Source organism: Streptomyces sp. NPDC004031, assembly GCF_053604375.1.
In genome coordinates this window covers 43,253-57,077 of the sequence record NZ_JBSGHL010000045.1, presented here as the reverse complement: position 1 = coordinate 57,077, position 13,825 = coordinate 43,253, and the positions used below count along the sequence as shown (strand labels likewise).

Annotated in this window: 10 protein-coding genes; 6 read left to right on the top strand and 4 right to left on the bottom strand. The window is 73.0% G+C overall.

Features of this window, described 5'->3' with window-relative positions; genetic code table 11:
- Positions 1 to 8 precede the first annotated feature (8 nt).
- The 4 genes from ACWERV_RS25935 to ACWERV_RS25920 form a co-directional block, all read right to left on the bottom strand.
- Positions 9 to 1,262, bottom strand: a complete 1,254-nt coding sequence (locus ACWERV_RS25935; RefSeq protein WP_398178663.1) for an extracellular solute-binding protein — start codon at positions 1,260 to 1,262, stop codon at positions 9 to 11.
- Between the two features lie 56 nt (positions 1,263 to 1,318).
- Complete coding sequence (locus ACWERV_RS25930; RefSeq protein WP_452937255.1) at positions 1,319 to 2,629, bottom strand: Gfo/Idh/MocA family protein; 1,311 nt, start codon at positions 2,627 to 2,629, stop codon at positions 1,319 to 1,321.
- Positions 2,630 to 2,710: 81 nt separating this feature from the next.
- Positions 2,711 to 4,648: a peptidase C14 gene (locus tag ACWERV_RS25925; RefSeq protein WP_452937305.1), complete on the bottom strand. Its 1,938-nt coding sequence runs from the start codon at positions 4,646 to 4,648 to the stop codon at positions 2,711 to 2,713.
- Positions 4,649 to 5,142: 494 nt separating this feature from the next.
- On the bottom strand, positions 5,143 to 6,012 hold the full coding sequence (locus ACWERV_RS25920) for an IclR family transcriptional regulator (RefSeq protein ID WP_398178669.1): 870 nt from the start codon (positions 6,010 to 6,012) through the stop codon (positions 5,143 to 5,145).
- 223 nt (positions 6,013 to 6,235) lie between these two features.
- On the opposite strand from ACWERV_RS25920, the gene ACWERV_RS25915 reads away from it, so the two are divergent.
- The 6 genes from ACWERV_RS25915 to ACWERV_RS25890 all read left to right on the top strand — a co-directional run bounded on the left by ACWERV_RS25915 (position 6,236) and on the right by ACWERV_RS25890 (position 13,748).
- Complete coding sequence (locus tag ACWERV_RS25915) at positions 6,236 to 7,588, top strand: aspartate aminotransferase family protein (protein WP_398178673.1); 1,353 nt, start codon at positions 6,236 to 6,238, stop codon at positions 7,586 to 7,588.
- Positions 7,588 to 8,775, top strand: a complete 1,188-nt coding sequence (locus ACWERV_RS25910; protein WP_452937251.1) for a mandelate racemase/muconate lactonizing enzyme family protein — start codon at positions 7,588 to 7,590, stop codon at positions 8,773 to 8,775. The genes ACWERV_RS25915 and ACWERV_RS25910 overlap by 1 nt, the downstream gene beginning before the upstream one ends.
- Complete coding sequence (locus ACWERV_RS25905; RefSeq protein WP_398178679.1) at positions 8,772 to 9,620, top strand: amidohydrolase family protein; 849 nt, start codon at positions 8,772 to 8,774, stop codon at positions 9,618 to 9,620. The genes ACWERV_RS25910 and ACWERV_RS25905 overlap by 4 nt, the downstream gene beginning before the upstream one ends.
- Positions 9,617 to 10,483, top strand: a complete 867-nt coding sequence (locus ACWERV_RS25900; protein ID WP_452937247.1) for an SDR family NAD(P)-dependent oxidoreductase — start codon at positions 9,617 to 9,619, stop codon at positions 10,481 to 10,483. The genes ACWERV_RS25905 and ACWERV_RS25900 overlap by 4 nt, the downstream gene beginning before the upstream one ends.
- Positions 10,480 to 12,717, top strand: a complete 2,238-nt coding sequence (locus tag ACWERV_RS25895) for a peptidase C14 (protein WP_452937245.1) — start codon at positions 10,480 to 10,482, stop codon at positions 12,715 to 12,717. The genes ACWERV_RS25900 and ACWERV_RS25895 overlap by 4 nt, the downstream gene beginning before the upstream one ends.
- A gap of 74 nt (positions 12,718 to 12,791) precedes the next feature.
- Complete coding sequence (locus ACWERV_RS25890; protein WP_452937242.1) at positions 12,792 to 13,748, top strand: GNAT family N-acetyltransferase; 957 nt, start codon at positions 12,792 to 12,794, stop codon at positions 13,746 to 13,748.
- Positions 13,749 to 13,825 lie beyond the last annotated feature (77 nt).

Here is a 13,825-nt window from a genome sequence, read left to right as displayed (position 1 = left end):
GCCGGGGCTCAGCGCTTGCGGGCGATGATCTGGTCGGCGGCCTGCGCCGCGTCGTCCAGCGCCTTCTTCGGGTCGGTCTTGCCGAGCAGCGCGGCCTGCAGCTGCGGGGCGAGCACGCCCATCACGTCGCGCGAGGCCTTGTTGAGCGGGCCGACGTCGGTGCTCTCCAGCACCTTCTCGGTGGCCTCCTGGTGCTGGTCACCGGGGTAGAGCGCGGTGGCGTCGGTACGCGGCGGGAAGTAGCCGCCGGGCTTCTGGAGCCCGGCGTCGTTGGCCGGCTGGGTGACGTACGAGATCCACTTGCCCGCCGCGTCCTTGTTGGCGCTCTTGAACATCGCCAGCGTGCCGACGGTGCCGTACGCGGCCGGGCTGTCGCCGGTCAGCGCCGGGCCGACCACGATGTTGTCCTTGCCCCAGAACGGCTCGACCTCGGCGGCGGTGTTCTGCCAGGTGCAGGCGACCTTGTTCTTCGCCAGGTCGGTCTGCTCGATCTGCGGGGTGGTGGTGATCAGGTCCTTGGGCGTCCAGCCGTTGTCGACGAACGTCTTGAGCCAGGTCAGCGCCTTGACCCCGGCGTCGCTGTTGAAGGCCGCCTTGGTGCCGTCGGAGGAGAACACGTCACCGCCGGCCTGCCACAGCAGCGGGTAGAAGGTCATGTTGAGCGTCGCGGTGGTGTCGCCGCTGTAGCTGGTGGCGTAGAAGCCCTTGGCCTTGAGCTTGGGGGCGAGCGCGGCCAGCTGGTCCCAGGTGGTGGGGTAGGTGGTCTCGCCGATCGCGTCGAAGACCTTCTTGTCGCACAGCAGGGGGTAGGTCGACATCAGCACGGGAGCCGCGTACGGCTTGCCGTCCACGGTCACGGCCTTGAGCGCGGAGGGGCGCAGCGCCGCCTTGTCCTTCGCCGTCATCCACTGGTCGGCGGATATCAGGTTGCGCTGGTAGGCGGGCAGCTGGTCGGGGATCAGGTACGCCACGTCCGGGCCCTTGCCGGCCGCGAGCGCGGTGGTCAGCGCGGTGTCGCGGTTGGCCCAGGGGTAGGTGGAGACCTTCACGGTGATCCCGGGGTTGGCCTTCTCGAAGCCCTTGACCAGGCCGTTCCAGTAGGCGTCGTTGGCCTTCGGGTCGTTGATCACCGGGTAGACCCAGGTGCTGACGGTCTTCTTCGAGGACGAGCCGGAGCCGCTGCCGGAGCCGCAGCCGGCGAGGGCGGCGGTGGCGCACAGGGCGGCGGCGGTGGCGATGGCGGCGGTGGTGCGGCGTCTCACGGGGTGTCTCGCTTTCGGGTGCGGATACTGCGGGTTCGAGTCCTGGAGGGGCGCGCTCACCGGGACGGCACGGTCTCGACGGTGCCGTGGTGCCGGGAGCGCTCGGCGGCGAAGGCCGCGAGGTGGCTGCCGAGCGAGTCGGCGGGGCCGGAACGGATGTGGGAGCGGTCGCCGGTGGCGAGCGCGGTGACGAAGGCCTCGACGAGGGCGGTGTCGCCGCCGCCGTGGCCGTCCGCGGCGTTGGAGCCGAGGTCGCCGATGTCGCGGACCACCGTGGAGTCGTCCCGGAAGTCGTGGACGACGACACGCTCGCCGTCGCCGCGCAGCCAGCCGTGGCTGCCGAAGATCCGGGTCTGCCGGTGGGTCTGCTCGGTGAAGGCGGTCATCGTGAAGACGGCGGTGGGGCCGCCGGACAGCTTCATCGCGACGACCTGGTTGTCGACCACGTCGTTGTCGGATCGGTAGACGCACCGCCCGTAGCGGCCGGTGCGCAGCGCCTCGGTGAGCACGTCCTCGTCGTCCGGGCCGGTGGCGGCGGAGGTGACGTGGTCGATGGGCCAGGCGCCGCCGGTGCGGCGCAGCGCCGGGTAGTAGAGCTTGGGCGCGGAGTAGGGGCAGCCCGGTTCCGCCGCGCAGGACAGGCAGTTCTCGCCGGCGTCCGCGGGGGCGTTCTCGGGGCGGAAGTGCTGGAGCGAGCCAAAGCTCGCGACCGTCTCGATGCGGCGGCCGGTGACGTACGCGATCCAGTCCAGGTCGTGGCAGGACTTGGCGAGGATCATCGGCGACGACAGGTCCTCGCGGCGCCACGGCCCGCGGACGTAGGAGTGCGCGTAGTGCCACCAGCCGACCGGCTCCAGGTGGTCCAGGCCGGTGACCGTGCCGAGCACGCCGCTGTCCACGACGCTCTTGACCAGGTCGGTGTAGGGCGTGTAGCGCATCACATGGCAGACGGCGAAGGGCACGCCGGTCGCCTCGACGCCCTCCACGATCGCCCGGCACTCGTCCTCGGTCGGGGCGAGCGGCTTCTCGGTCATGATCGCGTACCCGGCCTGGGCGAGGGCGAGCACCGGTTCGGCGTGATCACGGTCCTGGGTGGCCACGATCACGCCGTCGGCCAGCGGTCCGCCGTTCGCCGCGGTGGCGGCGAGCAGCTCGCGCCAGCCGTCGTACCCGGTGGCCCCGGGGACGAGGGCACGCGCCTCGGGCCGCGGATCGGCGACGGCGGTGAGACGGGCGCGTTCGGGGTGGTCGCGGATCCACGAGGCGTAGGTCAGCCCGCGGTTGCCGGCGCCCACCAGGGCGATCCGCACGGGCCGGTCCCCTGCCGGGCCGCCGGTGACGGCGCTGGTGGCGAAGTCGGTGGCCATGTCTCCCTCACGGTGGTGGGTGGACGGGCAGGCCGGGGGCCGGCCCGTGCGGTAACGGGAAAGGGGGGGTGGGGCGGTGCGTCAGGCGGGCAGCAGCAGGTTGCCCGCGGTGTGCTGCACGCGGGCGCCCTCGTCCGGCATGGCGGTGCGCGCCACGCCGTCCTCGGTGCAGCCGGTGTGCAGCAGGTGGCTGTCGCCCGCGAAGGCGGCCGGCGCGAGCCGCAGGCTGCCGCCGGTGAAGGCGGTGCCGGTGGCCCGGTAGCGGTTGACGCCGTCGGTCAGCAGGATGTGCGCGGTCTTCGCGTCGGGGGCCCGGAAGTCGGCGCCGTCCAGCTGCCAGGTGACGGTGCGCCCGGCGGTGTCGCGGGCGAGGTAGGCCGCCGCGCTGTTGCCGCCGGTGAAGCGGGCGCCGCCGTCGATCCACAGCCGCTGGTCCTTGGCGGAGTTCAGCCGCAGGCCGGTGCCGGTGAACGTGCCGCCGTGGACCGCGGTGTCGGCGTGCGCGACCGTGCTGGGCGCCGCGCCGTCCCCCGCGCCGTCGAAGGTGCAGTGGTCCAGCACGAGACCGCCGGTGCCGTTGAACTGCGCGCCGTCCAGGCCCTCCAGCCGGACGCGCAGCAGATGCACGTCCGCACTGACGTTGGCCGCGGTGATCTCGGACGCCTTGCCCTGGGTGAAGGCCGAGTCGGCGATCACGGTGGGGCGCTGGGCGCGGTGCGAGGACTGCGATATCACCAGCGGGCCGGACGCGACGCAGCCGCGCAGCTGGGCGCCGTCGGCGTTGACCCAGATCATCCCGGAGCCGGGCTGGGCGTTGCCGATGACGAGCATGTCCTCCAGCGTCAGGTCGGTGATGTTCGTCCTGGCCACGAACCACGAGCAGGCGTGCCGCCGTACGGTGACGCGCTTGGCCGCGCCGCCCCAGGCCGCGCCGGAGTTGGCGAAGGTCATCAGGCCGGAGTTGCCGGTGAAGGTCAGGTCGTGCTCGAACTGGCCGTGGGTGACGAAGGGGCCCTGGTCGTCGCCGTCGCCGTGGCAGTTGGTGACGTAGCCGTACGCCGAGGCCGTCCAGTCGTTCAGGTGCCGGGCGTTGGCGACGTGGCAGTCCTCGACGTGCCCGTACAGGCAGTAGATCTGCTGGGTGAGGTAGCCCGCGCCGCCGTACGTGACCGAGGCCGGGTTCTTCAGCTGGCACTCGGAGGTGCGGAAGTACGTGCACCAGCGGCGCATCACGACCGGCCAGAAGGTGCCGGTGGCGTCGATGCCGGACACGTCGCAGGAGACGGCGTACTCGTACGCGATCGGGTGCGAGCCGGTCTCGGTGTCGTTGTCGGCGACGCCGGGCACGCCCTCGAAGACCATGTTGCGCACGTGGACGCGCTCGACGGGCTCCACCCGGGTCCAGGTGAAGGTGCGCCCGGCCGCCAGGTCCCAGCCGATCTTGTAGTTGACCCGGATGTGCGTGCCGTCCACGATCTCGGTGACCTGGACGAGCTTTTGCACCTCCTTCTCGTACAGACCCGTGCCCGCGGCGGCGTCGATCTCCACGCTCCACCACTGGCCCAGCGCGAAGGCCTTGGAGTCCGGCACCTCGAAGATGTCCGCGAGGTCGGGCATCGCGGCCGACAGCTTCGACTTCACGGTGGTGTCGGTGACCTTGCCCAGGAAGTACAGGACGGCGCCGAAGGGGTTGTTGTAGGCGTTCTTCTCGATCCCCACGGTCGTGACCCGGTTGCCGCCGAAGTCCAGTTCGACCCGGGAGCGGGAGAAGGTGTGGCGCTTGGTGAAGTTCAGGTCGGTGTGCGCCTCGATCCGGTGCACCGAGGGGTCGCCCATCATGGCGTCCAGCGCCGCGTCGGCCGGGGCCGAGCCGTCGAACAGGCCGAACTGCCGGAAGTCCAGGACACCGTCGTGGACCATCCGCCAGCGGCCCTTGGCCGCGTGCTTCGGATTCCCCGGGGCCAGGACCGTGCCGCCGTCGGCGGCGGCCGTCGAGGCGGCGTCCCAGCGGACGAGCATGCCGCCGCCGTCGCCGGGCGCGCGGTAGCCGGCGACCAGGGCGAGCACGCCGTCGGCGAGCTTCTTCGGGTCGAGGGCGAGCAGCGCGGCGACGGTGCCCGCGGTGAGCGGGGCGCTCTTCGGGGCGCTGTCGGCGTGCGCGGTGCCGGATCCGGCGGCGACCGCGGTGCCGGTCGCTGCGACCAGCAGGCCGCCGATGCCGCCGGCGCGCAGCAGGCTGCGGCGGGAGGAGTCGGGGCGCGGGTCGGGGGTGGTGCGGGTCGATCTGTCGGTGTCCGGCACGGAGCCAGGGGTGTGGTTCACGGGGGTGCCTCCGCCTTCGGTGGGCCTAAGGGCGAGGACGAATCCCGTGACGCTTGTCGTCGGACGGATGGCCGTATCGGCCGGGTGCGGAAAAAGCGCTGACCAGAGGCAGGGTGCGAGCGCGGCACCGGTCGATGAGCGGAGACGTTAAGCCTGCTCCCGCGCTCCGGTCAAGCCCCTGCCGCGCCGGATCACGCCCCGGCGGGGGCGCCGAAGCCGAGGCTGAGACTGATCCGGTCGGCCACGTCCCTTACCTGGAGGCCCAGTTCGCGGAAGCGCCAGCCGGGCAGATCGAGCTTGAGGCCGGTGATGCTGATCGCCCCGGCGCAGTCGCCGCGGTGGTCGCGGACGACGCTGCCGATGCAGAAGATCCCGTCCGCGTCCTCCTCGTCGTCCAGCGCGTAGCCGGTGGCGCGGACGTCGGCGAGGTGCTGGAAGAGCGTGGCCTCGTCGGTGATGGTGCGCGAGGTGCGGCGCGGCAGCCCGGTGCGGGCGACCAGCTCGCGGGCCTGGCTCTCGGGCATCGCGGCCAGCAGCGCCTTGCCGATGCCGGTGCAGTGCGGCAGCTCGCGGGCGCCCATCCGCAGGTCCAGCCGCAGGCCGCCGTTGGTGTCGACCTGGTCGATGATGACCGCCTGGCCGTCCTGCGGTACGGCGACGCGGGAGGCCATGCCGGTGGCCGCGGTGAGTTCGACCAGCAGCGGACGGGCGACGTCGCGCAGCGAGACCTGGGCCTGGGCGCGGTCGCCGAGCCGGGCCAGGCCCATGCCGAGGCGGTAGCGGCGGTTCATGCCCTCGCCCTCGTCGGCGACCAGGCCGTAGTGGCGCAGGGTCTGGAGCAGGCCGAAGGCGGCGCTCTTGGAGACTCCCGCCCGCTGGGCGACCTCGGTCACGCTCAGTCCCGCTCCGGGGCCGCCGGCGGCGAGCACCTCCAGCACTTCCGCGGCTCTGGCGACCGTCTTGACCAGGTACTTCGGATCGGGTTCCGGGCCCCGTGCGGGGCCGTCGCCGAACCCGCCGCCGCCCCCGCTGACGGGTGCGTTCGCACCACTGTTCTGCATATCGAAACACTTTACCACTGGGGACCCCTTGACCGGCGCGGTTTCGCCGACCTAGGATCCGTACTGTTCTGCTATTCGGAACAGTGTTCTTGAAAATCGTTTCTGCATCGTCTCAGCACCGCAGCGAACGATTCCTGCGACGACTTGCCGGGCGGATGGCCCCGCGGTCCGGGCCGGGCAGGGTCCAGACCGTCACCCACAGCATCGACGCGAGGAGCACCACATGACGCTCGCCGAGCGGGCCCGCCGGGTGATACCGGGCGGGGTCAACAGCGGCCAGCGCAGCATTCCCGGCCTCACCGGTCTGGTCGTCACGCGCACCGAGGGCTCCCGGTTCTGGGACGCGGAAGGCCGGGAGTTCACCGACTACCACGCCGCCTTCGGGCCGCCGCTGCTCGGCCACAACGACCCGGACGTCGCCGCGGCGACCGCCGCGGCCGGACAGCGCCTCGGCCTGACCGGCGTGGCCGTCACCGAGGGCGAGGTGCTGCTCGCCGAGCAGCTCGTGGAGCTGATCCCCTCCGTGGAGCAGGTGCTGCTCACCAGCACCGGCAGCGAGGCCACCTTCCACGCGCTGCGGCTGGCCCGCGCGGTCACCGGGCGGCGGCTGGTCGTCAAGTTCCAGGGCTGCTACCACGGCTGGCACGACGCGGTGAGCCTCAACGTGATCTCCGCGCCGGACCGCGTCGGCCGCCACGACCCGACGTCCACCGGGATCCTGCCCGAGGTGCTGGACGCCACGCTGGTGCTGCGCTTCAACGACCCGGCGGCCGTCCGGCAGGCGTTCGCCGAGCACGGCGCCGACATCGCCGCGGTCATCGTCGAGCCCGTCCCGCACAACGTCGGGGCGCTGCTGCCCACCGACGAATTCCTGCGCACCCTGCGCGAGGAGTGCACCAGGGCCGGCAGCGTCCTGGTCTTCGACGAGGTCATCACCGGTTTCCGGCACGCCCTCGGCGGCTACCAGTCGATCGCCGGGGTCACCCCCGACCTCACCACCCTCGGCAAGGCCATCGCCAACGGCGCCCCGCTCGGCGCGCTGGGCGGCCGGGCCGACCTCATGCAGCACTTCAGCAGCCGCCCCGGCGGCCCCGTCTTCTTCGCCGGCACCTACAACGGCCACCCGGCCACCGTCGCCGCCGCGCTCGCGACACTGCGCAAGCTGCGCGAGGAGCCCGTGCACGAGCACGTCTTCCGGCTCGGCGAGCGGGTCCGCGGCGGACTGGACGCGCTCTACCGGCGGCTCGGCGTGCCCGCGGTCGTCACCGGCTACGGCTCGGTCTTCGTCACCTACTTCATGCCGGGACCCGCGCCGCTCACCTACGACGACCTGCTCGCCAACGACACCGCGCTGTTCGTCGGCTACCGCCGCAACCTCGTCGACCACGGCATCTTCGAGCTGCCGCTCAACCTCAAGCGCAGCCACATCTCCTACGCCCACACCGACGACGACGTGGACCGGCTGCTCGCCGCGACCGAGGCGGCCGTCACCCGCACCCTGAGCGAGGGCGGCCCGGACGACCTCGCGCACGCCAGCACCATGGGCGGCGCCGCCGCGGAAGGGACAGCACGCTGATGCTGACCGTCAACACCACCCGCCCGGCCGGTCCGGCCGGCCGCATCAGCCGCGTGGAGACGCTGCAACTGGGCACCGCCTGGCGCGACTTCGGCTACGTCCGGATCCACACCGACGAGGGCCTGAGCGGCATCGGCGAGATCACCCACCCCTACCGGGTGGACGAGACGTGCCGGCTCACCGAGGCCATGGCCCGCCGCCATCTGCTCGGCGCCGACCCGTTCGACGTCGAGGAGATCTGGCTGCGGATGTACCAGGGCGACTTCCTGCGCGGCGGCGACGTCGGCGGTGTCGTCGTCTCCGGCGTGGACCAGGCCCTGCACGACATCATGGGCAAGGCGCTGGGCGTGCCCGTCTACCGGCTGACCGGCGGCGCCGTGCGCGACCGCGTCCGGGTCTACGCCAACGGCTGGTACACCGGCGAACGCGTCCCGGAGGAGTTCGCCGCGAAGGCCAAGGAGGCCGTGGGCAGGGGCTTTTCCGCGCTGAAGTTCGACCCGTTCGGCGCGGGCCTGCACGAGCTGGAGCGCCCCGAGCTGAAGCGCTCCCTCGCGCTGGTCGAGGCGGTGCGCGAGGCCGTCGGACCGGACATCGACCTCTTCATCGAGGGGCACGCCCGCTTCGGCACCGCGACCGCGCGGCGGCTGGTGCACGAGCTGGCGCCGTACGACATCGGCTGGTTCGAGGAGCCGATGCCCTGGACGCACATCGAGCGCTACGCCGAGCTGCGCCGCATCGCGACGTTCCCGATCTCCGGCGGCGAGCACTTCCACAACCGCTACGAGTACAAGCAGCTCTTCGCCACCGAGGCGGTGGACATCGTGCAGCCGGACCTGTCGATGGCCGGCGGCTTCACCGAGCTGCGCAAGATCGCCGCGCAGGCCGACGCGCACGGCATGCTCGTCGCCCCGCACAACTCCAACTCGCCGCTGTGCACCACGGCGTCGGCGCACGCAGCGTTCGGCCTGACCAACCTGAAGATCCTGGAGACCTTCGACGCGCTGCTGGAGCCGTACGTCTTCGACGCGCTGCGCGGTGTGCTGCCCGTCGCGGACGGGTACGTGCCGCTGCCGACCGCGCCCGGACTCGGCGTCGAGCTGGCGGACGAGGTCTTCGAGGAGCACCCGCCGAGCCACCGCTTCTGGAACATGTTCGCGGACGGCTGGGAGAAGAGGAACCGCACATGATCACCGATGTGCACTCCCATCTCTTCCGGCACAGCCACGACTTCGACGCCACCTTCCGCGCCGAGTCCGCCCGCGCCCACGCCGGCGAGGTCGACCTCACCGTGCGGTACGAGGACTACGCGGCCACCGCCCCCGACGGCACCCGCACGATCGTCGTCGGCGGCAAGGCCCGCCGCAGCGGGCTGTGGGTCGACGACGCGGCCGTGGCCGCCTACGTGGCGCAGCACCCCGACCGGCTCATCGGCTACCTCGCGCTCGACCCGACGCAGCCCGGCTGGCAGGACGAGATGCGCTACGGGCACCAGGAACTCGGCCTGCGCGGCATCAAACTCATGCCGATGTACGCCGGGTTCGCGCCCGCCGACGAGGCCTACGACGAGCTGTACTCCTACGCCGAACGCCACGGCCTGCCGCTGCTGGTGCACACCGGAACCACCTTCGTCTCGCAGGCGCCGCTGGAGTACGCCATGCCGCGGCACCTGGACTGGGTGGCCATGCGCCACCCCGAGCTGCGGATGGTGCTCGCACACCTCAGCCACCCCTTCGAGGGCGAGTGCATCGCGGTGATCCGCAAGCACCGGCACGTCTACGCCGACATCAGCGCCCTGCACTACCGGCCCTTCCAGCTGTGGCACAGCCTGCGCCTGGTGCAGGACTACGGGGTGTGGGACAAGCTGCTGTTCGGCAGCGACTACCCCTTCACGACCGTCGATGAATCGGTCGAGGGCCTGCGCCGGATCGCCCGCATCCCCGGCATCCCCGGCCTGGACCCGCTCGACCAGGACGCCGTCGAGGCGCTGATCCACCGCCCCTCGCTGGAACTGCTCGGGCTGGAGCAGCCGTGAGCCCGCAACCCCCCGGCGCACGCGGCCGGTTCGACCTCACCGGCCGTACCGCGCTGGTCACCGGCGCCGCGGGCGGGCTCGGCCGGGCCTTCGCCGTCGCCCTCGCCCAGGCGGGCGCCGACCTGGTGCTCACCGACCTGCCGGGGGCGGCGGGCCTCACCAAGACCGCGGACCTGGTCCGCGGCCACGGCCGCACCGCGCGCGTCGAGGAGCAGGACCTCGCCGACACCGGCGCGCTGCACGCCTTCGCCGACCGGGTGCGGGCCGCGGCCGGGCCGCTGCACATCCTCGTCAACAACGCGGGCACCGCGGCCCTGGAGCGCTTCAACGAGATCACGCCCGAGAGCTGGTACCGCGTCATGCGGGTCAACCTCGACGCGGTCTTCTTCCTCACCCAGCGGATCGCCGAGCACATGATCGCGGACGCGGTGCCCGGCCGGATCGTGTCCGTCACCTCCAAGAACGCCCTGGTCGCCGAGGCGGGCCTGGCCCACTACAACGCCTCCAAGGCCGCCGTGGACCTGCTCACCCAGACCCTGGCGATCGAACTCGCACCGCACGGCATCACCGTCAACAGCCTCGCCCCCGGCATGGTCGAGACCCCCATCGACGGCGAATTCCCCTTCGACCGCGAGGCGTTCGAAACCGCCTACCGGGCCCGTATCCCGCTCGGCCGCTACGCGAGCCCCGAGGAGTGCACGGGCGCGCTGCTGCTGCTCGCCAGCGACGAGGGCGCCTACCTGACGGGGAGCCGGATCGTGGTGGACGGCGGAGTGCTCGCCGACCAGATGCCCCGCACCGCCTTCATGCCTGCCTACCGCAGCACGCTGCGGCCTCCGACGAAGGACGGCACCACCCCATGACGTCATCTGCCGGCTTCACCGACCCGCCCGCCGCCGCGGGCCCCACCAGCCGCAGACACCTGCTGCGGGCCGGCGGCCTCGGCGCCGCCGTCCTCGCGGGCGGCACCCTCGCGGCGGCCCCGGCGTCCGCCGCCGACGGCAACGACCAGGGCCACGACGACCGGACGGGCAAGGGCACGTCGGCGCCCCTCGCGCTGCCCACCGTCGCCGCGCTGCTGGCCCTGCCCGCGAAGACGCTGCGCGACGGCACGCTGGCCGTCGTCGCCGGTTACCGCGCCTCCGGCGACGGCGGCGGGATGCTCACCCGCTGGGACGCGCGCGCCACCGCCGCGGCCAACGGCGGCACCGTGCTGCGGCCCGCCGACAAGCCCGCGCGCGGTCGCTGGCTGCGGGTGCACGACGGGGTCCTGGACTTCCGCGGCTTCGGCCATTTCGACGCCTCCCACCCCGCCGACGACGCGCTCGACGCGATGGTCGGCGACCCCGCCGTGCACCGCGTCGAGGCCCACACCGACCTGCTCTTCCGCCGCCGCCACACCTACCACCGCTCGCACCTGGTGCTGGACTTCGGCGGGCACACCGTCCACACCGGCGGCATCGAGCGCAACACCCACGACAACCCGTTCGGCGCGGTGCTGTTCTTCCAGGGCACCGTCACCTCGGACACCGTCAGCCACCCGCTCCCCGCCGAGGTCATCGAGCGCACCGACGCCTTCCCGGTGCCCGACTCCGGTGCCTTCCGGGTCGGCCAGTGGTGGGCGGTGCAGAGCGACGAGGTCGCGGGCGGCGGCAGCGACGAGCGCGAGCTGCAGAAGATGGTCGAGGTCACCGAGATCATCGACGGCACGCACATACGCGTCGGCTACCTCAACGGCTGGCCGCTCGCCGCGGGCCGCACCGTCACCTGGCGCCGGGTCGAGCCCGTCGTCGGCGCCGAGGTGCACAACCTGGTCTTCCTCGGCGCGGGGCAGGACACCGGCGCGGTCGACGACGAGTACACCGGCTCGCACCCGGTGGCGTACGAGTACGCCGTCGACTGCCATGTCTCCGGCATCCAGGCCACCGGCACCTTCTGGCCGGTGATCATGCGCCGCTGGTGCACCCGTTACCGCACGATCGGCTGCGGCCTGAAGAACCCGCCCACCGTCATGTACGGCGGCGCGGGCTACCTCACCCAGCAGATCTACTGCCTCTACGGCCATGTCGCCGACTGCACCACCAGCAACGTCCGGCACCTCAACGACCTGACGGCGTCGGCCTACTGCCAGGTCGTCAACTGCCACGGCGACGGCGACGACGAGGGCGGCAACCCCTTCACCACGCACGGCCAGTACGAGCACGACCTGCTCTTCGACGGCAACTCCGGGCTCATGGACATCGCCAACTCCGGTGCCCAGTGGGGCAACGCGGCCAAGCGCATCACCGTGCGCAACCACGTCTGCTCGTGGTTCACGGCCAACACCCTCATCACCGATCTGACGCTGGAGAACGTCCACGTCGTCCCGCGGCCCACTTTCGACCCGTCCGGGACGCTGGTGATCAACGCGGACGGCGCCCAGTTGCACGGCTGCACCGCCGCCCTGTTCGCCGTCGCACAGCGCTCCGCGCGCTCGTCCCGGCCGACGACCGTCACCGACTGCGCCTTCGACCTGCCCGCCGGACAGGTCCTCGTACAGACCCCCGTCAGCACGCCCGTGCACTTCGTGCGCACCACGTTCAAGGGCCTGGACGGCACGGTGCTGCGCGGCAGCGGACCGGTCCGCTTCACCGACTGCACGCTGGTCGGCGACCCGAAGGCCGCCCCGGTCTCGGTCGGCGCCGCGGAGGTGGTGATCGACGGCGGCAGCCTGACGAACACCGGCGTCGCGCTCAGCGCGGTGCGCGACCAGCGGCTCGCCGTCGGCGGCGACGTGACGCTGACCGGCACCAACTCCGCGGGCGCGCTGCTCTCCCGGGCCGCGGGCAGCACCGCCACCGTCACCTGGGACCTCGGCGCGCTGCGCAGCACCGCCGTGGGCGACGGCACCGCGCACGTCCGCGTCCCCGACGGCACCAACCGCTACACCGCGGTCGGCGCCCGGCTCACCGGCGGCCGGCTGGACCTCGCCGCCGCGGCCTTCACCGGCGCCTCCTCCTTGCTGCACACCTCGTGCACCGAGGAGGACGTCACCCGCGACGGGCTGCCGCCGGACGGCGCGCGGGTCAGCGCCACCACCGGCAACCTGGTGCTCTGAGCGCCGCGTCCCGCACCGCGTCCGGCACCCGCAGGCCGCGCACGACCATGAGGAAGAAGGGGGAAGGCCGCCGCATGCCGCGCTACCGCACCGCCACCCCGGCGGACGAACCGGCCCTGCACGCCCTGTGGGCGGCGGCCTTCCCCGACAGCGCCGGAACCGTCGCGCTGCTGTGGGGCCGTGACCCCGGCCGGCACGCCCGCACGTTCCTCGCCGAGGACGGCGGGCGGCCGGTGTCCGTCCTCCACTACCAGCCGCGCCCGATCCGCTCGGCCGACGGCGGCCCGCAGCGCGTCGGCTGCCTCGGCAGCGTCGCCACCCATCCCGACGCGCGCGGCCGTGGGCACGTCCGCCGCCTGCTCGCCGCGGCGGCCGAGGCGATGACGGCGGACGCGTGCGCCTGGTCGCTGCTGTTCACCGGCACCCCGGACGTCTACCGCGGCGCGGGCTGGCAGTCCTTCACCGCCCCCGTGCTGTCCGGCCCGCTCGCCGCCCCCGGCGCCGCCGCCCCCGAGGTGACCGTGCGGCGCGCCACCCAGGCCGACGTCCCCGTGCTGCGCGCGCTGCGCGACGCCTACGACGCCGGCCGGCCGCTCACCACGGTCCGCAGCCCGGAGGACTGGCGGCGGCGGATCCCGGTCTGGTACGGCCCCCCGGCCGCGATCCTGCTGGCCGAGGAGGCGGGCAGCGGCGGGGACCGCACCCCGCTGGGCTTCGTCGTGGTGCGCCCGGCGGGCCCCGCCGAGGCCGCGGTCGCGGAGATCGCGCCCGCCCCGGGCCGGGGGCCGGAAGCAACGGCGGCCCTGCTGCGGGCCGCCGCCGGCCACGCCCGCGCCACGGGCGCGACCACCGCGAGCGTCCACCTGCCCGCGGATCCGGACGTGCCGGCCGCGCTGCCGGGGCTGCTCGCCGACGTCACGGCGGGCACCACCGCGTACGGCATGGCCCGCCCGCTGCTCGCCTCCCCGGCGGAAGTGACGGCGACGGTCACCGCGCCCGGGGCCGTCCACTGGTATGGCGACTCCTTCTGACCGGCTCCGGGGCTGTCGGACCCGGCCGGTAGTGTGCGCGGGATGGACGAACTGAGCTTCCGGGGGAAAGATCGGTA